This is a genomic window from Prochlorococcus sp. MIT2309, assembly GCF_059772305.1.
Window position 1 is genome coordinate 146,346 of sequence record NZ_CM186282.1, and the last position, 19,923, is coordinate 166,268.

At 35.6% G+C, this 19,923-nt stretch carries 23 protein-coding genes; 9 read left to right on the forward strand and 14 right to left on the reverse strand.

Annotated elements, in window-relative coordinates:
* Nucleotides 1-45 precede the first annotated feature (45 nt).
* Nucleotides 46-390: a DUF1499 domain-containing protein gene (locus AC6EJA_RS00765; RefSeq protein ID WP_498502628.1), complete on the reverse strand. Its 345-nt coding sequence runs from the start codon at nt 388-390 to the stop codon at nt 46-48.
* 291 nt (nt 391-681) lie between these two features.
* On the opposite strand from AC6EJA_RS00765, the gene AC6EJA_RS00770 reads away from it, so the two are divergent.
* Complete coding sequence (locus tag AC6EJA_RS00770; RefSeq protein WP_498502629.1) at nt 682-885, forward strand: DUF8635 family protein; 204 nt, start codon at nt 682-684, stop codon at nt 883-885.
* Nucleotides 886-890: 5 nt separating this feature from the next.
* Here AC6EJA_RS00770 and AC6EJA_RS00775 read toward each other — a convergent pair whose 3' ends face one another.
* The 4 genes from AC6EJA_RS00775 to mnmH all read right to left on the reverse strand — a co-directional run bounded on the left by AC6EJA_RS00775 (nt 891) and on the right by mnmH (nt 3,731).
* Nucleotides 891-1,076, reverse strand: a complete 186-nt coding sequence (locus tag AC6EJA_RS00775) for a hypothetical protein (RefSeq protein ID WP_498502630.1) — start codon at nt 1,074-1,076, stop codon at nt 891-893.
* A 114-nt stretch (nt 1,077-1,190) separates the two neighbouring features.
* Nucleotides 1,191-2,261, reverse strand: coding sequence for an AI-2E family transporter (locus AC6EJA_RS00780; protein ID WP_498502631.1), 1,071 nt, complete (start codon nt 2,259-2,261; stop codon nt 1,191-1,193).
* 14 nt (nt 2,262-2,275) lie between these two features.
* Nucleotides 2,276-2,572: a photosystem II reaction center protein Psb28 gene (psb28, locus tag AC6EJA_RS00785; protein ID WP_498502632.1), complete on the reverse strand. Its 297-nt coding sequence runs from the start codon at nt 2,570-2,572 to the stop codon at nt 2,276-2,278.
* Between the two features lie 91 nt (nt 2,573-2,663).
* Nucleotides 2,664-3,731: a tRNA 2-selenouridine(34) synthase MnmH gene (mnmH, locus tag AC6EJA_RS00790; protein ID WP_498502633.1), complete on the reverse strand. Its 1,068-nt coding sequence runs from the start codon at nt 3,729-3,731 to the stop codon at nt 2,664-2,666.
* A gap of 39 nt (nt 3,732-3,770) precedes the next feature.
* Between mnmH and AC6EJA_RS00795 the strand changes: the two genes are divergently transcribed.
* Both AC6EJA_RS00795 and AC6EJA_RS00800 read left to right on the forward strand, forming a co-directional pair.
* Nucleotides 3,771-4,487 (forward strand): GUN4 domain-containing protein, encoded by a 717-nt coding sequence (locus tag AC6EJA_RS00795; RefSeq protein WP_498502634.1) that lies wholly within the window; start codon nt 3,771-3,773, stop codon nt 4,485-4,487.
* A 110-nt stretch (nt 4,488-4,597) separates the two neighbouring features.
* Nucleotides 4,598-4,990: an ATP-binding protein gene (locus tag AC6EJA_RS00800; RefSeq protein ID WP_498502635.1), complete on the forward strand. Its 393-nt coding sequence runs from the start codon at nt 4,598-4,600 to the stop codon at nt 4,988-4,990.
* A 3-nt stretch (nt 4,991-4,993) separates the two neighbouring features.
* Here AC6EJA_RS00800 and AC6EJA_RS00805 read toward each other — a convergent pair whose 3' ends face one another.
* From AC6EJA_RS00805 to glnA, 3 genes are all read right to left on the reverse strand, one after another.
* Entirely contained in the window at nt 4,994-5,248 is a 255-nt protein-coding gene (locus AC6EJA_RS00805; protein WP_498502636.1) for a DUF6439 family protein, read from the reverse strand.
* Between the two features lie 11 nt (nt 5,249-5,259).
* The gene (locus tag AC6EJA_RS00810) at nt 5,260-6,324 is read right to left on the reverse strand and encodes a class I SAM-dependent methyltransferase (RefSeq protein ID WP_498502637.1); all 1,065 of its coding nucleotides are present in this window, start codon (nt 6,322-6,324) and stop codon (nt 5,260-5,262) included.
* A 331-nt stretch (nt 6,325-6,655) separates the two neighbouring features.
* Nucleotides 6,656-8,077 (reverse strand): type I glutamate--ammonia ligase, encoded by a 1,422-nt coding sequence (gene glnA, locus AC6EJA_RS00815; RefSeq protein WP_498502638.1) that lies wholly within the window; start codon nt 8,075-8,077, stop codon nt 6,656-6,658.
* Nucleotides 8,078-8,299: 222 nt separating this feature from the next.
* Between glnA and AC6EJA_RS00820 the strand changes: the two genes are divergently transcribed.
* The gene (locus AC6EJA_RS00820) at nt 8,300-9,451 is read left to right on the forward strand and encodes a pyridoxal-phosphate-dependent aminotransferase family protein (RefSeq protein WP_498503514.1); all 1,152 of its coding nucleotides are present in this window, start codon (nt 8,300-8,302) and stop codon (nt 9,449-9,451) included.
* On the opposite strand, the gene AC6EJA_RS00825 is transcribed toward AC6EJA_RS00820, so the two are convergent.
* Nucleotides 9,441-9,881: a nucleoside deaminase gene (locus AC6EJA_RS00825; RefSeq protein ID WP_498503515.1), complete on the reverse strand. Its 441-nt coding sequence runs from the start codon at nt 9,879-9,881 to the stop codon at nt 9,441-9,443. The two genes, AC6EJA_RS00820 and AC6EJA_RS00825, sit on opposite strands and share 11 nt — an antisense overlap.
* A 156-nt stretch (nt 9,882-10,037) precedes the next feature.
* On the opposite strand from AC6EJA_RS00825, the gene AC6EJA_RS00830 reads away from it, so the two are divergent.
* Nucleotides 10,038-11,408 (forward strand): pyridoxal phosphate-dependent decarboxylase family protein, encoded by a 1,371-nt coding sequence (locus tag AC6EJA_RS00830; RefSeq protein WP_498502639.1) that lies wholly within the window; start codon nt 10,038-10,040, stop codon nt 11,406-11,408.
* 108 nt (nt 11,409-11,516) lie between these two features.
* On the opposite strand, the gene AC6EJA_RS00835 is transcribed toward AC6EJA_RS00830, so the two are convergent.
* The 3 genes from AC6EJA_RS00835 to AC6EJA_RS00845 are packed head-to-tail and all read right to left on the reverse strand — an operon-like array spanning nt 11,517 to nt 14,168.
* On the reverse strand, nt 11,517-13,064 hold the full coding sequence (locus tag AC6EJA_RS00835) for a YcjF family protein (protein ID WP_498502640.1): 1,548 nt from the start codon (nt 13,062-13,064) through the stop codon (nt 11,517-11,519).
* Between the two features lie 52 nt (nt 13,065-13,116).
* Complete coding sequence (lspA, locus tag AC6EJA_RS00840) at nt 13,117-13,596, reverse strand: signal peptidase II (RefSeq protein WP_498502641.1); 480 nt, start codon at nt 13,594-13,596, stop codon at nt 13,117-13,119.
* Entirely contained in the window at nt 13,593-14,168 is a 576-nt protein-coding gene (locus tag AC6EJA_RS00845) for a biotin transporter BioY (RefSeq protein ID WP_498502642.1), read from the reverse strand. Before AC6EJA_RS00845 ends, lspA begins: the two co-directional genes overlap by 4 nt.
* 163 nt (nt 14,169-14,331) lie before the next feature.
* Between AC6EJA_RS00845 and AC6EJA_RS00850 the strand changes: the two genes are divergently transcribed.
* Nucleotides 14,332-14,556, forward strand: coding sequence for an NAD(P)H dehydrogenase assembly family protein (locus AC6EJA_RS00850; RefSeq protein WP_498502643.1), 225 nt, complete (start codon nt 14,332-14,334; stop codon nt 14,554-14,556).
* A 1-nt stretch (nt 14,557) separates the two neighbouring features.
* Here the strand turns inward: AC6EJA_RS00850 and AC6EJA_RS00855 are convergent, their stop codons facing one another.
* Both AC6EJA_RS00855 and AC6EJA_RS00860 read right to left on the reverse strand, forming a co-directional pair.
* A complete protein-coding gene (locus AC6EJA_RS00855; protein ID WP_498502644.1) occupies nt 14,558-15,766 on the reverse strand; it encodes a M16 family metallopeptidase in 1,209 nt (402 codons plus the stop codon).
* Between the two features lie 54 nt (nt 15,767-15,820).
* Nucleotides 15,821-17,038 (reverse strand): M16 family metallopeptidase, encoded by a 1,218-nt coding sequence (locus tag AC6EJA_RS00860; RefSeq protein ID WP_498502645.1) that lies wholly within the window; start codon nt 17,036-17,038, stop codon nt 15,821-15,823.
* Between the two features lie 74 nt (nt 17,039-17,112).
* On the opposite strand from AC6EJA_RS00860, the gene AC6EJA_RS00865 reads away from it, so the two are divergent.
* The 3 genes from AC6EJA_RS00865 to devC are packed head-to-tail and all read left to right on the forward strand — an operon-like array spanning nt 17,113 to nt 19,921.
* Nucleotides 17,113-17,859: a phycocyanobilin:ferredoxin oxidoreductase gene (locus AC6EJA_RS00865; protein WP_498502646.1), complete on the forward strand. Its 747-nt coding sequence runs from the start codon at nt 17,113-17,115 to the stop codon at nt 17,857-17,859.
* Nucleotides 17,835-18,752: a lipid ABC transporter permease gene (locus AC6EJA_RS00870; protein ID WP_498502647.1), complete on the forward strand. Its 918-nt coding sequence runs from the start codon at nt 17,835-17,837 to the stop codon at nt 18,750-18,752. Before AC6EJA_RS00865 ends, AC6EJA_RS00870 begins: the two co-directional genes overlap by 25 nt.
* Entirely contained in the window at nt 18,749-19,921 is a 1,173-nt protein-coding gene (gene devC, locus AC6EJA_RS00875) for an ABC transporter permease DevC (RefSeq protein WP_498502648.1), read from the forward strand. Before AC6EJA_RS00870 ends, devC begins: the two co-directional genes overlap by 4 nt.
* Nucleotides 19,922-19,923 lie beyond the last annotated feature (2 nt).

A 19,923-nucleotide genomic window follows, 5' to 3' on the forward strand; every position in this document is an offset into this window, starting at 1 on the left:
GTGTTTTTAATGTCTCTTACATTCTTATAGCAATAATTAACAATGTTATTCTTCGGTGGCCAGCCTTAATTCTTTGTGAATTTTCTTAATTCTATAATTGTTGACGCCTAAATCAGACACACCAAATCGAGAACTTGACTTGATTTGAATTATCCCCTCTGAGGTTATTTTTAATATTTCTAAGTCATCTGGAAATCTAAAAATTAAGCTTCTACATATACCATGCCAATACTCATCTGTTGACGTTATGACTGATGTTCTTGGTAAAGACTCTGCTATTTTAACTAATTTTGAAAATGAATTATTTAAATCAGGTGCTGATATTTTTATCAACTTACAATTAGTATCTATTGAGCAGGGCTTCAATTTTTTAATTTTGTATTTCGACATAAAAATCTACCTTGAGGAACTGAAATTAATAAATGCCTACAATAGTACACCTTTATTTTACAAGAAAGTATTTTCTGGTATAACTACAATTCAATTAATCCATTTCAAAATGCTTTTTGCAGTAAACTAGAATTAGCTTTTTAATATTGTTGATTTTGAATTCTTAGGAACAATTTTTTATTTTAGTTGTCCTTTAAAATCAATTTATGAAAACTCTTCGATTTAAAAGGTTTCTTTTTTTCGACTTATTTTCTAATATTTGAAAGGCTTAACACATTCATACTTCCTTTAATGTCAACCAGCAAGAGAGAAGAAGTTAGTTCTCACCTTCGTTATATCCGGCAGGAACTAAGAGATTTAGATCAAATGCTCAATCAGGACGGGCTATTGCCAGAATTAACTGAACTTAAGGAAATTTATAATTCTCTGGATGCTCTGTATCAAATTTTGGCAGGTAAGGTTAAGAAAAAGCCCAAACCTGAGTTTGATGATTGAACTTCTTAACTATCGTAATTTAAGCATGCGACTCTAGATGGATGAATTTTGCAGTCTTCCTCCCAAAATTCATTAACTTTATAGGGTTGCTTTTTCTCAGTTTTTATTTTTCCAAAGGTGTTATATCCAAGTGAATCTCCATAGTATGCATTGGATGCCTCCATCAAACCTCGAAAAAGTATTTTTAACATAGTGTTTTTGAGATCTTTTATAAATATCAGCCTTAGATAGTTATTTTTAAATGAGTTTTAATACTCATTTTTTTGTATAAACATTTCTCAGGAAATTTTATTTTCGCTTAGTATCTAATTTTTTTTTATCCTTCTTTCCAATATATCCTTAACTAGTATTTCTCTTCCTATAATTTGTACAACCACTGCAAGTGGTAGTGCCATTATTAAGCCAATTGGACCAAATATTATTGTAAAAACAAACTGAGCTGTTAACGCTAGGCCAGGAAGAAGGCGTACTTGCTTTTGCATTATTGATGGTGTGATTATATAACTTTCTAGATTTTGAATAAATATATATGTACCTAGTACTGCAATTGATTTCCATGGGGCATCAAGTAAAGCCATGGACATTGGAAATATTGTGCTGATTGTCGGTCCTACATTTGGAATGATGTTTAGAAAACCAGCTATTAAAGCATTTGCAATTACAAGTTTTACTCCTAATAAATATAATCCAATTGCCGCTAAAATGGCTACAAAAGTTGAACTAATAAGTACTCCAAGCATCCAATGGGTTAAGTCATCACCACAAGTTTTTAAAATCAATCTAGCTCTTCTTCTATAGAAAGAAGGTACTAGTAAAATAAATACTTCTATATATGAATTTGGTTGTGCCGAAATCATAAGACTTACTGATAATATAAATAATAGTTGAAGGAAACCAACTCCTAAGTCACCAGCGAAACTAAGCAGATTTCTTATACTTTCAGTTATTCCATTTGCTATGGTTGCACCATCAGGTATTGAGAGGAAAAGTTCCTCTAATACGCTCTTTTCTATAAAACTCCCCGTATTTTTACCATAAACCAGAAAGGATAATTCATTTAAATATTTATCTATTAAGTTCCATAAAGCGATAGCAGCAGAGGGTAATTGATTTAATAATTGTTGAAATTCATTACTAAATTGAGGTACGATTAGTATTGTAGTAAGAGTAAAGAAAAGTATAATTCCAGATATCGTTAATAAGAAAGCTGCTGTTCTAGGTATTTTTAGTTTATTTTTAATTGCTCCAATTATTGAGCAGAATAATAATGCTAATACAATACTTGCAAAAATTTGAATTAATATTTCTTTAAGGGTCCAAAGAATAATAAAAGCAAAAAATAAAAATATTAATGAGATCCAATTGAAAAATTTCAATTTAATACCTCCCTTTATTTAATTGTATTCATTTTCTTTGTGTTCGAGAGATTTGTGGCAAAATTCATAAACCTTTCAAACTCATCTTGATTTGACCATCGATGAACAACCTCAATCGAATATTCTTCTTTTATTGATTTTAAGGTCAGTTCCTTTGCGATTATTTGACCATTTTGGTCCTCCATTATCATGTACTTAAATGACTCGTATAAATTTTTATTTTCTTGATCTATTGAGTTAAATGTAAAAATTGCTTTTCCTTTTTTCCCATCTTGATCTCGCTTTAGTCTTATTTTAGGTTTAATTTTCAAGGTATATTCTCCATTGAATTTTAATGTGGCTTTGTTAGGTTTATTGATCATTGAAATTCTGATAATTTTTTGTATTTTTGGTGATTTCTATTTAATTAACATATCCATCCTCTAATAGTTTAAATGCAGCTGCTTCATAATCAAGTCCAGTAAGATCAACAGATTTTCTTTGGGGTATTCTTTCTAATTGATGTTGATAGGCTCGGTCATAGTAATCCAGAATGATCGAACATGCTCCACCCCAATTCTTTTTTTGAATTTCTTCCAACGCAATCTTTGTCCTTTGCGGGCCAAGTCTTTTTTGTATTCGTAGGGTAGCTGCTTTCAATTCTTCTTGAGAATTTGAGCTATAAATTTTAACCAATTCAGATATACGTTCATTTTTATTTTTTTGTATTTCAAGCATTGGAGCTTCTTTCATTTGTTTAATAAGTGCATTAGGTATTCTGCATTTACCGAGATTTGGACTTTCATCCTCAACCCATATTTTTTGATCTTTATTTTTGGCTTTAGATTTTTGAAGGCTTTCACAAATTAAGTTTTCATAATGTTCACAACTAGGCTGTTTTGGGAGTCCCAACCCTCCGAAACTGCTGCCACGGTGATTTGCTAAACCCTCGAAATCAATTATCTGAATGTTTTTTTCCCTTAATGATTTAAGTATTTCAGTCTTCCCAGAGCCAGTTTTTCCTCCAATCAGATTTAGGTTCCAATTTAATTCAAATTGATTAATAACCCATTTTCGATATGTTTTATAACCACCAATAAGTTGAACAGTATTAAAGCCAAGTTGGCTCAATAACCAGACATAACTTTTAGACCGCAACCCACCACGCCAGCAATACACCCTTAAAAAATTTGATTTTTTCAAACTATCTGAATCCATTGAATCTCTTTGAATTTCTCGGGCACTATTTTTCAGAAAGCTTAATTTTGGCGTTATTACCTTAAGACCTTGTGTAATTGCTTCAAGAGAACCTTTTTTTTTATAAATATATCCAATAGCCTCTCGTTCTCTATTATTAAATAAGGGAAGGTTTTTTGCACTTGGCCAATGTCCTTGAAGGTATTCCCCTGGACTACGAATATCAATAAGGGGCCCTTGTGTATTGCGAAAATCCTCGAAGCTAATTCTTCGATTGATCCCTATATCTGACATAGTGAATAAAGCTTTTAAAACAGAGGAAACATGTAAGTTATGCCAACTCAAAAATCCGACACTTCTAATTTAAGCATTGATGAGTTGATTGATCTTTTGTCTGGTGCATCAACCAGGAAAAAAAAATCGTTAATTTCTGAAATTGAGCAAAGAGCTGAGGCTTTTACCGAACTTCAACTTGCTGGGTTGAGCAGGTTTGATCCCGATGGAGATGATTGGATCCCGGGGTGGATAATGCAAATTCTTTACCGACATCAACCAAATTATTTAGATGAGTTACTACAAAATTTTCCCAAAGGATGGTTAAACGTAAATTCACAACGTGAAATAGATTATTCCATATTGCAACAAAACCTCCTTCATGAAAATTTTGAGGAGGCTGATCGATTTACAAGTGCGACGTTAAGGAAATTAGCAGGGCCTGCTGCTGAAAAAAGAGGTTATGTGTATTTCTCAGAAGTTGATAATATTCCCCAAATTGATTTAATTTCTATTGATCGACTTTGGATGACTTATTCCCAGGGTAAGTTTGGTTTCTCAATTCAATCAAAAATTTTAGAAACTCTGAATGGACGATATGAATTGCTTTGGCCAAAGATTGGGTGGAAAAATGAAGGTGTTTGGACAAGGTATCCAGGCTCATTTGATTGGTCAATAAACGCCCCAGATGGACATATGCCTCTAATTAACCAATTAAGAGGCGTTCGATTGATGGATTCAATCCTTAATCATCCAGGACTACAATCTCGCAAATGAAATCATGATCTTGAATTATTTTCTTATGATTTCTGAAATGATGATATTTTTCTGAAATGAGCAGAGGCTCATTCAATTACATAAAAAAAATTTTCAAAATAAAAAATATTTTGAAACGTGATACCAAGTGGATGGAGTTTATTTCTCCATCCACACTACATTTAAAACCTTTAGTAAAATTACTTTTAGAACCGGTCAAAGATAACCACACAATTGATCAACTTCAACTTGGACTTCATGAAGCTCTGATTAATTCAGTTAAGCATGGTAACTCTCTTGATCGGAAAAAATTAATAAGGGTTCGGAGGATTTTAACTCCCAATTGGTTGGTCTTTCAAATTCAAGATCAAGGGAATGGAATACCCTTGTTTGCTAGAACAAATAAGCTCCCAAGCCGATTAGATGCTGAGACTGGAAGAGGATTATATTTGATCCATCAGTGCTTTGATGACGTGAGATGGAGTAAGCAGGGGAATAGATTGCAGGTCGCGCATAAAAGATGAACCTTAATGACCTGGACAACCAGGATCCTTAACTTCGTTTTTGAGCCATTTGGATGCTTGTTGAATTAGCTCAATGACATATTTTTTATCCCCCTCATTGAGTAATTGTGATAGCGCACTAATTAATAATTCAGCAGCTCTTTTATCTGGGTCTGATTTATTTTTATGCCAATCTCTATTGTTTATTAAAAGTTCATTGTGAAGTGATTTTAAGCTTGATTTTGATTCATCACTCCATTTTGATTTAGCAGATTTCATTTTCCATTGAATTAACTTAATGGTTTCTTTGCCGACCAAACTCTAGTCATAAAGAAAGATTCTGCAGAAATATTTTCGAAACCTACCTCTGATAATCTTTTGTTAATATCGTCATTTATGTAGTCATAGTAGTAGGGTTCATGAAAAACTTTGTGGAAATTATCCATTACTGCCCTAAATTTTGGGGAATCAGACATTTGTATAGAGTCGGCTAACACAAAAACTCCACCAGGTTCAAGTATTCGCATACATTCTTCAATTACATTTTGGCGAGCTTTCCTTGGTAGCTCATGAAGTAGGAAAACACAAGAGACTCCCTGAAAGTAATTATCATCAAAAGCAGTTTTCTCAGCATTACCACGGGTTAATTGGACCATATCCCCTTTCCGGCAGCTTAAGTACTTGCTGGCTTGTTTTAAGTATGCTCCTGATAAATCTTGCCCAAATAATTCAATTGATGGAAGAGCACTTCTTATTTGCTGAAGAGTTCTGCCCGTTCCAGTTGCTACATCAAGTACTTTAAGTTTGTTAAGTGATCGATTCTCGAAATTCAGAAGACCCTTTTTTAAAGGCGGGATGATTCTTCTCCTCATGGAATCAGCTGTACCGTTAAAAAGAATTTCTACTTGTATGTCATATAGTTCTGCAGAATGATCACTTAAGTAACCATCTGTCTGGTGATGAAAATTCTGCAAATAATAATCTGGATATAGTTCCTTATCAATTTCTTTAGGAATATCTCTTGTGTTTCTCTTCTTTCGTCTATTCCAGGTGAGAGGCATGTCAAACCAGACTAAAGGATAATTTTTTGCCCATTCCAACCAGGGAGCTTCAAACAGTTGAGATTTTGGGTAATAACCATCTTCTGCATCTGCCCAGTCAATTTCTTCCAGTCGACTCATAGATTTTCTTAACTCATTAAAAAGTTCTTTTTGAAGGGGAAAGTCGGTTGATCCACTTTCAGGAAAAACAAGCTCCATTAGTTTTGTGCTTATACCTTTGTGAGCAAGACCAGCTATGCTTTTGCCCTGCTGTAAAGTTCTGTAAGCGATTTTTGTAAGATTAGTTGATGGCATGATCTTCAGCTCAATGACACTATTTCAACAGAAATAATCATTTTCTGAGACTAAAAGCAAAAATTACTGACAAATCTAAAAAATTTTTTCTGAAGGGGGTATCGTTTTAGCAATGTCTTAAGACTTAATTTAATTGGAATTTTTTTGTTTATCTAATAAACGTAAATTTGAAAACAAAAATTATCAGATTTCTTTTAATAAAAATCACTATAAATTTGATAAATTAGAATATATTTTATAGAAATTTAGAAATAATATTGTATTAAATAAAAAACAATTTAATCCAAAAGTTTAAACATAAATTAAATGGATTGATATAAAATTAAATTCTTTATGCGTCATAATACATAAAGAATTCGTGGGGATGAGGTCTTTGCCTTAACTGTTGTACCTCCTCATATTTCAAAGAAATCCAATTATCAATGAAATCATCCGTGAATACATTTCCTTCCTTTAGGTATTGGTTGTCTGCTCTCAAAGCATCTAGTGCATCATTCAATGAGGAGGGTACAGTTTTAATACTTTCGAGCTCATTTGATGGTAATTCAAATAAATCAACATCGACCCCATCGCCTGGGTCTATTTGATTTTTAATTCCATCTAGTCCTGCCATCATCATTGCTGAAAAAGCAATATAAGGATTAGCCAGTGCATCACCGGATCTAAATTCAAGTCTTTTAGCCTTGGGGCTTGGACCAGTAAGCGGGATACGAACTGCCGCAGATCTATTTCCTTGAGAATAAACAAGGTTTACGGGTGCTTCAAAGCCGGGTACAAGACGCTTGTAGCTGTTTGTAGTGGGGTTGGTGAATGCTAAGAATGATGGCGCATGTTTAAGGATTCCTCCTATGTACCACTTTGCCGTTTGGGATAGGTTTGCATATGTTCCCTCACCAAAAAATAAAGGTTGTTCCCCTTTCCAAAGGCTTTGGTGGACATGCATACCAGTACCATTATCGTTAAAAACTGGTTTAGGCATAAAAGTCGCTGTTTTTCCATATTTTTTAGCTATGTTTCGAACGACATATTTGTAAATCATCACGTTGTCAGCAGCATTGATCAACGGTGCGAATTTCATTCCTAGTTCATGTTGACTTGCTCCAGCCACCTCATGATGGTGCTTTTCAATAGGAATTCCTAATTGCCCCATCAGAAGAAGCATCTCCGAACGAATATCTTGAGCAGTATCGTTTGGAGCAACTGGGAAATATCCCTCTTTGTATTGAATTTTATAGCCTAAATTCCCCCCTTCTTCTTCTCGGTTTGTATTCCAAGGGGCTTCTATTGTGTCAACGCTGTAAGAGCATCCTCCTTCACTTGAGTTGTATCTGACATCATCAAAGAGAAAGAATTCTGGCTCAGGACCAAAATAGGCCTTATCGGCGACCTCAGTTTGAGATAAATAACCCAGAGCTTTCTGCGCAAGAGCTCTTGGACATCTTGCATAGGGCTCTCCACTTCTTGGCTCTTGTATGGAACAGATCAAGCTGAGTGTTTTATGTTTGTAAAAAGGATCAATCCAGGCAGTATTTGGATCGGGAACCATTGCCATGTCAGACTCATTTATTGCCTTCCATCCACGAATTGATGAGCCATCAAAAGCCAATCCTTCCCCAAATGAATCCTCCTCTATAAGATCTGTCGTGACTGTTAGATGCTGCCATTTTCCGTGAAGGTCAGTAAATTTAAGATCAACAAGCTCGATACCCTCATCCTTTATTTGACGAAGTACATCTTGGGGTGTTTTTGCCATGGATCTTTAACTTTTGTTTGTTTTGTTTTATAGAACGTAATTACGGTCCCTTTCTAGTTTTGTATCAACGGGTACTTTTTGGCACTCTTTTCTTGATCTCGAAGCATAAATCATTAAAAATTTTTAGAGGCTATTGCAATCCGAGGAAAAATTCCCCTCAAGTCGACCTTTATGTTTAGGCTCTTAAGGAGATAGAATATTCGCAACTTGACGAGTACACAAATTCTTCCAACCGTAGATAATTGCCATAAAAAAGATTTTGGAGCTTTATCAGTTCCAGAAAGGCTTTTATTGGGGCCTGGTCCCTCAAATGCACATCCCGCTGTGCTGGATGCACTCTCCTTAAATCCTGTAGGACATCTTGATCCGTTTTACATCTCTTTGATGGGAGAAGTTCAAGAGCTACTCAGATATACATGGCAAACCAGCAATAGGCTTACACTTCCAATGAGTGGTACAGGTAGCGCCGCTATGGAGGCAACTCTTGCGAATGTTGTTGTACCTGGGGATACTGTACTGATCGGGATAAAAGGATACTTCGGACATCGCCTTGCTGATATGGCAGGAAGATACCAAGCTGATGTAAAAACTATCAATAAGAATTGGGGGGAAGCTTTTTCACTTGAGGAAATTGAAGCTGGCCTCAAAAAATATAAGCCTGATGTTTTAGCAATTGTTCATGCTGAAACTTCCACAGGTGTATGCCAGCCAATGGAAGGTATTGGTGATCTCTGTCGTGAACATGGAACTCTCTTGCTGCTTGATACGGTTACATCTCTTGGCGGAGTCCCTCTCTATCTTGACCAATGGAAAGTGGATCTTGCGTACAGTTGTAGTCAAAAGGGTTTGAGCTGCCCCCCTGGATTGGGGCCATTCACAATGAATCATAGAGCAGAGGAAAAATTGTCTCGTAGGGAAGGGAAAGTACCTAATTGGTATCTGGATGTATCTTTACTAAATCAATATTGGGGTAGTGATCGTGTTTATCATCACACTGCTCCCGTAAATATGAATTTTGGTATAAGAGAATCTTTAAGACTTATCAGTGAGGAAGGCCTCGAAAATGCTTGGGCCCGACACAGGCTTAATGCTGAAAAACTATGGTCTAATTTAGAGAGCATTGGGTTGAGCATGCATGTTCCTGTTGATTTAAGACTCCCTACTTTGACTACAGTTTGCATCCCAGATGATGTTGATGGTAAAGCCTTTTCACTGCATTTACTCAATAATTTTGGAGTAGAGGTTGGTGGTGGTTTGGGAGATTTGGCTGGAAAAGTCTGGAGAATTGGTCTAATGGGATTTAATTCAAAAGCTGAAAATGTAGAAAAAATATCAAACTTATTCGAAACAGAATTACCAAAATTCAGGAGTTAACTCTTTTGGATTTAAACCATCGTTTTAACTGCACAGAAACATGATCCTCTAAAACGCCTTTTTGCACGATCATTTTGTGATGAGCGCTCTTATGAATCGAAAGATCAATAGTTCCCCCAAGACCACCTCTCTTTGTATCTGAAGCCCCGTAGATTACCTTCCCAATTCTTGCTTGAATTATTGCTGAAGCACACATTGGACATGGTTCAAGTGTGACAATTAATGTGCAGTCATTTAGCCGCCAATCTTTTTTAATTAACGAGGCTTGTTTTATGGCGATAATTTCAGCGTGGCCGAATGGATTCTTATCCCATTCTTTTCTATTGCTTCCATGGCCTATGCATCGTCCTTTACCATCAAGAACTATTGCAGAAACGGGAACTTCTCCAAGTCTTCCAACTTCGTTGGACCTATTAAGTAGAATTCTCATCCATCTTTCAGTTTGCTCGTTGGTGAGATTAAATAGATTTTTCAAAGTTCCTTTTAGAGTTTGAATCTGATCAAATGATCAAATAAGCCCTTCTTGGGGTTGTGAGGATTTAAATTTTTAAGAATAACTCAAACCAAACCATAGTTCACCTTTACATTGGATCTTTTCCCTTCTACAGATCAACTCGATAGAGAGTTGAAATCTTTTTTAGAGGAGGCGACAGATAAATTGTGCGACTGGCTTGCTTCTACGAGCAATTCTTCACCTCTACCAGATGCTCGGAATTTTACAGAGATTGCTCCAAGAGATAAAGGACTTAATAGAAATGAACTACTCAGGGACCTTGAATTTGTTATGGATGGAGCCTATAGGCCTTATCATCCTGGAGCCCTCGCACATCTTGATCCACCAGCAATCTCCTCTTCAATAATTGCAGACTTGATCAGTGCGGGACTTAACAACAACTTGTTGGCGTATGAACTCTCTCCAAGTCTCTCAAAATTAGAAAAAGATCTTTGTTGCTGGATGGCAAGGAAGATTGGTCTTTCCCAGAACAGTGGGGGTGTAATGGCAAGTGGTGGAACAATCAGTAATTTAATGGCGCTTGTCATTGCCAGAGGGAAGGCTGATATGAGTAATGATTCAAAAGTTAGTATTCTTGCCAGCGCTGATGCACATGTTTCACTTGCAAAGGCTTTAACAATAATGGGGTTGCCTAAGGAAGCTTTGCATAAAGTTCCAACCAACGATAGAGGAGAAATATCCATCGATTGCCTTCAGAGTGAAATGAAAATGATTAAAAAAAATGGACGTAAATGTTTTGCTCTGGTAGCTACAGCCGGTACTACTATTCGAGGTGCAATAGATAATTTGGATGATTTATCTAATTTTTGTAAAGAGAGAGAACTTTGGTTTCATGTTGATGGCGCAATCGGAGGAGTTTTTGCTTTGTCAGAAAGTACTCGTTCTCTTTTGTCAGGAATATCTAAAGCTGACTCCATCTCGATCAACCCCCAAAAACTCTTGGGTGTAGCAAAGACTTCCTCCTTACTACTTGTAAAGAGCAGAGAAGATCTTCTTAAGACATTTGCAACACAAATGCCATATCTTGAATCTATGGATGGTGATAATTTCAATGGAGGAGAAATATGCTTACAAGGAACTCGACCTGCAGATGTCCTCAAGCTATGGTTAGGGCTAAGACAATTGGGACAATCAGGGATTCAAAAACTTCTTGATAATTCATTAAGGAGGCGTAAGTATTTATATAGTCTACTTAATTTAGATAATTTCGATATAATCAGCGGCCCACTCCATTTAATTGCGTTGACTCCAAAGCATTATGACATTGAGGCTAGTGAGATTTGGGCAATGAAAACAAGAGAAAATCTCTTGAAGAATAATTTCATGCTATCTAAACCGACATATCAGAATCGTTGTTATCTTAAGATTGTTCTAGGTAATCCATATACAACAGATAAACACCTAGATTCTTTGTCAAGGCTCTTGAATAATTCCATTAAATAAAATATATGTCTGACAATTCAACAAGAAAAAAAATCATAGCCTTAACAACAGCTGTTCTATCAATACTGATAGGATTAGTTTACCTACTTTTAATAGCCGCTCTGGATTTTAGAGGTCAGATGATTCCTCCTCCTCCTGAAGCATTTGACGAGGTGGCAACTCTCGTTGTTTTTTCTGAGTTTGAAGCTCTGTAATTCTTTTGAAAGTTTCTTTTACAAACCTTCTTAAACTTTCTTCTTTTTTATTTAAATCATATTGAAGTAATACGACTTCTTGTATACCTCCATCTCCCCAATCCTGGTTTTGTTGAAAAAAGGTAATAAAGCTGTAACCAGCAACTCTTGTTAACCACCCTGCGGTGATGCCTTGAATTGTTTTGCTGATTATTATTCCGGGGATACTTGTTGACATGGTTGCCCCGATAATATTCATCCCTCCTTGTACAACTCCTAATCCCGCAAGAGTTTTTGCTACTGATAAAGCTAGATCTTTCGCCCTTTGTTTTGTTAGTTTGATTCCATAGGCATTCCCTATCTCCATAACCATTTGAGCATTGACTGCGGCTGTTCCTAAATATTCAGATCCTGGTAGAGGTGTAATAGCAACAACTCCACTACTTAGCCATGTGTATTTATCGATAGTCTTTATCGAATGTTTTTTACGTTGTGCATTAAGTATATCTCTTCCATACTCACTTAGATTTCTGCATTGCATGAGAATATTTTCAGCCATTAGTTCTTCTCCCTCCTTATAGAGAATATTTGCAAGTCTTGTTATTAATAACTCAATTTGAGGAGGAGGTTGAATTGGATATGCCCCTGGTTGAGGAATTGTTTGTGGTGATGCTGTTGTGGCAATAATATTCTCAGGATCAATTAAATTAATCATCCTGCTTCTGAGTTTTGTTAGTAACTTTTTCTCTTCTTCAATTCCTAGTAGGTCTTTTTTATTGAGGACTAGAATAATTCTTTTTCCAGTTTTAATGAGGTCTTGAATTATGTTGAATTCAGTCTCTCTCAAGTCGGCATCAACGACAACAATAATTAGATCTGAACGACTTGCTTTCAAAATTGATTCTTTTTGTCTTTGATTTCCCTTTTCTCCACTTTCCAATATTCCCGGTGTATCAAATATTTGAATAGCTCTAGGTAAACCTTTTAGTAGTAAACGATATGAATTATGTCCAGTTGTAGAACCCATTGATGGGCCTACATTACCGACAATTTTTTTTAATAGCGCCCTTATTAATGATGTTTTACCACTTGAGCCCGTTCCGAAAACAACCACCTCTAAATCTCCACGAGAAAATTCCTTCTCAACTCTTTCTTTTTCTTGTCTCAGACCTCTAGAAGCAACATCATATTGAATTTGATCAATTAATTTTTGGATGCTACCGAGACTTTTTTGGGCGGCCTCTTTCTTTGAACCTAATTGCTTAGTATATAAATATCTATTGTTATTATTGTAATAAAAAAATCTCAGAATTTTTTTAAGAAGTTTTGATTTTGTTTTCCTTATAAAAAAAATCAAAATTAAAATTGTAATTACTATTGCTTGTAAATTAATTAATCTCAATAAAGCACCTATTATACCACTAATTATAAGGATTAAAGGTGTGAGAATTAAACAAGCTATTAAAATTGTTTTCCTTTTCATGAGCTAATGAAATTTAGGTTTTGGTAGGATTTTCATGTTAAATATAATTTATTTACATAATGCTTTTTTTTGAATTATTGGAAAAACTTCCATAAACAAAGAAAATTAGGCCAATATTTATAGAAAGATCTGCAAAATTAAATATTGGAAAATTTATGGGTATAAGTTGCATAAAATCAATAACATAACCTAGTCTGAATCTGTCAATACAATTTCCGATAGTACCACCAAGAAAAAATATAAAAGCCCAGCTATTCCAAAAAGTGAATTCTTTTAAAGAAAATAATAAATATACTACTGTTATTGAGACAAGCAAACTTATTATACCAAGTATTAATGCGTTCCCCTCAAAAATACTGAAGGCTGCTCCGCTATTCCGAGTCAATTGAAACTTCAATAATTTTGTAAACAATATTTTATTGCTTAAGCTAGTACTATTTACTATGGCCCAGTATTTTGAACATTGATCAATAAAGGCTATCAATATTGAGATCAAAAAAATATTAATTGGTCTTCTGAAAAAAAACTTCATTTTATGAAAAGTATTTTTTTGAGAGCTATACTCATTATTGCAATAGCAGGAACAATGAGCAATTGGTGGGTGATTGGTAATAGGCTATTATTAAGTATAAGTCCATAGAAATTGTTTAAATCTATTACTGAGGTCAATAAAGCTAAAATTAAGAAAAATATACCGACCATATGAACGGCAGCTAGACCAAGTGTTGCTCCAAGGAAATTAGTTATAAATTTGTTGGTTTTTGGAGACTTCGTGAAAGAACCACAAATAAATACAGCAGGAATAAAACCAATAACATATCCAAATGATGGAGATAGTAAGTAACCTATACTTCCCCCTCCATGAAAGATTGGAAGGTAAAATAGACCGATTGTTATATATGCTATTACCGATATTAGTGCAGCCTCGGGACCAAAAACAATTGAGCACATTAATACTGAAGGCACTTGAAAGGTACTTTTTAAATCGATTAAACTTAGGAATGAACTGAGACTGGGTAAATAGATTGCGCCTGAAATAAAGGTTCCTAATAAAATGATCAATAATCCGGCAACTGCGCAACTGAGGATGCTAAGTTTTTGCACGGAAAATTCCACGTCACAAACTATATTGCGATAGTTATGGGCGTTATGCTAGTGGATGGTTATATGACTTTAAAAGTTTTTGAAAGGCTCATAATGCAGACTTTTCTAAAATGTTAGATAATAAAAATCTTCCCCTTTAAAGACTTTCATTTTATTTAAGTTTATGAATATCAATGTTGGTACTAAGGTTTTTTTAAACTCTCCACTACCTTTTTTGAAGACAAGTGATCCAATGCCAATGTTAAGGCCACCAGATCTCGTTTCTGTAGAGGAGGCTGGAATGGTCGTAGCACTAAAAGGAGTTGATACTGTCGAGGTTAAGTTCAGACGAGGAACTTTTTTGATTCCAATAGAAAAACTTTCAGTCGCCGTTGAAAATAAAGATTAGATTAGTAATCCCATTCTTGTGAGAGTTTTTCTAAGGTAACTCTGGGACCACATAAGCTGAGTAGAGGATTCGCAAGGTATTTGTTTGCTGCCTTGATTAGATCTTTTTGATTTATAGCTTCCACTTTTTCAATATTTGTAAAATCGTAATCATGCGGCAAATCTAGTCCTAATAATTGTGCTTTTCTTTCAGCTTTTTGTGAAACTGTTTGTGTAGAGTGAGCGATCTGACTCTTGTATTTCGTCTTAGCTCGGATTAACTCTCTGTCAGTTAATGATGTATTTTTAATTGTCTCTATAATTTCATTTAATAGCTTAAGTACAAAACTTGCTTTTTGTTCAGTGGTAGAAACGTGAATGACAAAAGGTGCATTAGATTCTCTTGTTGGGTGATATACACCTACCTCATATGCAACACCATGTTTCTCTCTTAACTCAACAAATAATTTACTGGACATACCTGAGCCTAGATAACAACTTAAAAGTTGGAGTGATAATGCGTCCTTATCATTGTGACCAATAGTTGTATTACCTAACATAATTATAACTTGAGAAGTTTTTTCAAAATTTAGATGTAAACCTCTTTCAAAAGATGCTTTTTGGGAGATGTCCTTATTTTGAGTTATCCCAAAAGATAAATTTTTTTTACTGTTGAACAAGGAGATAAATGGCTCATTTATTAAAATATTGTCTATTGAATCTTTTGAAAAAGATCCGGATATTACTAATGCTTTGATTCGACTTGGTAATGAATTTGCCAATGAATCTATATCCTGCTTTCTTAAATTACTTAGATCTTGAATTTCACCAAGGGGGTCATGACCATAGCCTCCTTGGCCAAAAGCCAACTCTCTCCAGCCATCATAGGCTACATAAAATGGATTCTCTTTTTGTCTTTTTAATGCTTGGAGTGTAAGCTCTCTCTCAATTTTTATTTGCTCAGAATCAAGGTGTGGATCTGAAATCATCCAAGCAAGCACTGGGAGTAGTTTTTCAAAATCTGTTTCTAAACATTTCAGGCTTACTAGCATCCCATCTTCGTAGGTATCGCAGTGTATTCCTGCTCCACATCCTTCCACAAGATCACCAAGTTTAAGATAGTCATATGGCCCACATCCCCTACTCATACAGGAACCTAGCAGTTGATGTATCCCCCTTTGATTAGTTGGGTCTAACTTACTCCCTCCATGAATCCAAATTTTAGTTGCCACGACGCTTGTCGAATCCAATTGCTGTAGGAGTGGCTTGAATGGGTAAATTTGCATTTACTTTGGTTTTGCAATTAGAACAGAACATTTATCTGGTTGTAATTCTGACAAAATTAAATTTATCAATGTCTCAGGCTCCCAATAATCTATATCCTTCAGGGGTTTTAATAAAGATTGGTGCCTGCCCCACAGTAATTGTGAACCAGTTATTGAGGCTACATTTGTAGGGATCTCTAATCCAAAACAAAGGCTGTTCTTAACAATTTTTTGAGCTCTTTTAAAGTCTTTTTCATTTAATGGTTTATTAATTATTTGCTTCAAGATTTTATAGATTTCTTTTTCTACTAAATTCAGTTTATCTTCTGAACAGTTTGCTTCAAGAATTGCAATTCCACCTTGTTCAAGACAAGTAATATCCATATCAATAGAGTCAACTATCTGCAGATCTTCTCTTAAGTGATGTATCAGTAGACTTCTTCGCCCTTCTGCGAGCAAAGTTGTAGCTATATCGTATCCAATGACATTTTTTTGCTCTGTTGCTGGTGGTATTGGCCATGCCATTAATAATCTACAGGCCTCTATCCTCTCAACACGTATTTCTTTTCTTTGCTTTTGGAATACTAATGATTTGTTATCGTTTGACGATCCAACGCTATTTTTACTCTCATCAACAAGGACCGATCTCAGAAGTGAGTTATTAAGTCTTTTGGGGATTTTTCCTGCAATTGATAACGCAATATTGTTTTTGTTGTACAGATGATCATGAAAAATCCTCATTTTTTTTGGGGAGAGTTTGTTAAGACTTTTTTTAGAACCAAGAATTGGTTTTCCATATTGGTGGCCTAGCCAACTCATTTCAAGAAGCTGTTGAAAGATTTTTTCATCAGGTTGATCATTGTATTGAGCTATTTCCTCAAGTACTACCTCTCGCTCGGTTTCAAAAGCATTTGATTCAAATGCTGGAGTTAGAACTAGATTGAAAAGGAGATCAAGAGCCTTTTCCGAATTTTCAGGAGGAACTAAAACATGAAAATGAACATCATCAAAACCTGTGGCCGCATTACTACTGCCACCAAGCTCCTCAATTTCCCTGTCAAAATCACCTTCCTCTAGATTTTTACTACCCTTGAAAACCATATGTTCAAGGAAATGGGCAATTCCCTCTTCCTCAGGGGATTCATTCACACTCCCAGCCTTAATCCAAAAATCAATGCAAGTCAACGTTGCATTTGGCATTTCTGCCATAACACCAGAATAACTTTCTCGGAAAGTCACAATTTCAAGTTTTGGCGCTTGGATTAAATTAATCAGTTGACCTCAAAAAGCTCAGTCTATTCATTATCTTAATTGTGCTGCTCTCTTCTTTAATCAATGGGAAAGGTCTTCATCCACTCATAGAGGAGACAGCTAATCTCATTAGAGTCTCTAGAAAAAGTTTTCAAGATTTAATTTTGTTAGATCTGAATCCTGAATTTAAGAATATCTATAAAAAAGTTGATGGAAATGATCTTTTAATAGTTAACGAACTTCATAAAGCCAAGGGGTTTAGAAAACTACATCTTGAGCTTGCGCTCATTGAGTCCACTCTCCAGATATTGCATTGTGTATTTTTTCCTGACCCAAGATATGATCTTCCCATTTTTGGGGTGGATTTGATTGCTCTACCAACAGGTATATCGGCAGCTATCGTTGATTTATCTCCAGTAGATAAATCTCTACCTCCTGAAATTGAGAGAGAAATCTGTAATTTAGGTTTCAATGAATTTAAGTCTCCCAAGAAACTTCCTGAATGGGGAACAATATTTTCCGATAGGGTTTGTTTTATCAGGCCTGAGTCAAAGACAGAGGAAAAAAAATTTCAGAAAATCACAGAAATCTTTATAAAATCACTTATGACTTATTCCACGAAAATAGAGCCAGATTCTTATAATTCAAAGAAAACTATAAGAAGATATGAATTTCAAGAATGTTATTGTTATCAACAGAAGCGAAATGACAAAACTAAAAATGTTCTTGCCAAAATGTTTAGTCCTCAATGGGCAGATAGGTACATCGATGTAATCCTGTTCGAATGTCCGCCACTAAAAAACAATTAATCTTCCGTAAATCTTTTTTTATAACCTGCGCGGGTATTTTTCTTTGCAGCGGCATTACAGGATGTGGTCGTCAGGTAAACCAAAATATTCAAAAACCTATTGAAGAAATACAACGTGTTGAAGCGGTAGCTGCACTTGGGAAATTATCCCCTCAAGGAGAAATTAGAAAACTTGCAGCTCCTGTAAGTGGATTTGGAGGGACTCCAAGGATATCAAAACTTTTTGTTGAAGAAGGAGACAAAATACAAAAAGGACAACTTCTTGCAGTTTTTGACAATCAACCAAAAATTAATTCAGATTTAGCCGCTAGTCGAGCACGTTTAGAAACTTTGAAAATGGAAATATCTATGAAAATAAAGGAAATTTCCCGTTATGAAAAAACGTCTTTAGAAGGGGCAACCTCCAAAATTTTGCTTGACCAAAAAAAAGAAGATCTAATTATTCTCAGAGGAAAATTTGCTGAGACTGAAGCTCAAATACTAGGACTTAAATCCGATTTATACGATAGCGAGCTTAAAAGTCCGATTGATGGTACCGTTCTACGTATTCATACAAGAGTTGGTGAAAGATCTGGTGTAGATGGAGTCCTTGAGGTGGGGGCAAGTCAACGAATGCAAGCTCTAATTGAGGTCTATGAATCGGACATATCCAGAATTAGGTTGGGACAAAAGGTTTCTATGATAAGCGAAAATGGTGGTTTTGAATCTATCCTTAGTGGAACCGTTTTAAGAATCAGCCCCCAAGTTAGACAAAGGAATATTTTATCTACTGATCCCACTGGGGACGCTGATGCAAGAGTCATTGAAGTTTTGGTAAAACTCTCAGATACATCCGCTGATTCTGTAAGTCGGCTTACTGGGATTAAAGTCATAGCAAGATTTGATCCACTTTGAAATATACTTTTTGGACCAAAAGACGTATACCTCTAGCTTGGTTGTTGTTAACTAGACAACCACTAAGATTGTTTGTTGCCATAGCTGGTATTTGTTTCGCAGGGATATTGATGTTTATGCAGCTTGGTTTTAGAGATGGTCTTTTTGATACGAGCGTTACTGTTCATAAATTATTCGATGCCGATGTTGTTTTGATTAGTCCAAGATCCAAAAGTTCAATAAGTATGAGTGGATTTCCACGGAGAAGGCTTATTCAAGCAATGGCTCATAAGGACGTAGTAGGGACCACTCCAGTGAATTGGACATTTGTGCTTTGGAGAAATCCCCAGACGCTTCAGACTAGATCAATATTAGCTCTTGGATTCGAGCCGACTGATCCCCTTTTAACTGACTCTGGATTTACATCCAAGGCAAAGACGCTTACTAATCCAGGCAGAGTTTTATTTGATGAACTTTCTAGAGATGAATTTGGGCCGATTCCTGAATGGTTTCGTGAAGGAAAAGTTGTTGAAACCGAGGTTGCAGGAAAAAGGGTTCGTGTCACAGGACTTGTTAGTTTGGGCCCCTCTTTTGGGGCAGATGGCAACTTAATCACTAGTCGTGAGACATTTTTAAAATTATTGCCCAGTATTCCTGCAGGCAGTATTGAAATTGGTCTAGTTAGATTAAAACCTGGATCAAACTCTGATCAGGTTGCAAAATCAATCCAAATGAGTCTTCCCAGTGACGTCAAGGTTTTAACGTTGCAAGAATTTATTGAATTCGAAAAAGGTTATTGGAGAAATAGCACCTCGATTGGTTTTATTTTTTCTCTCGGAGCGGCAATGGGGTTTGTCGTCGGTTGTGTGATTGTTTATCAGATTCTCTACAGTGACGTGAGTGATCACCTCGCAGAGTATGCAACCCTCATGGCTATGGGATACCCACTGAAAACACTTTTAGGGGTAGTTGCAAGAGAAGGAATTCTATTGACTTTGATGGGGTATCTTCCAGCTTATTTTTCTGGTCAAATACTTTACTTACTGGTTAGAAATTCCACTAAATTACCTGTTGTAATGACGTTTGAGAGAGCAACACTTGTTTTCAATTTGATATTAGTTATGTGTATGGGTTCAGCTCTTATTGCGATGCGACGTTTGTCTGATGCTGATCCTGCAGAGATCTTTTAGTT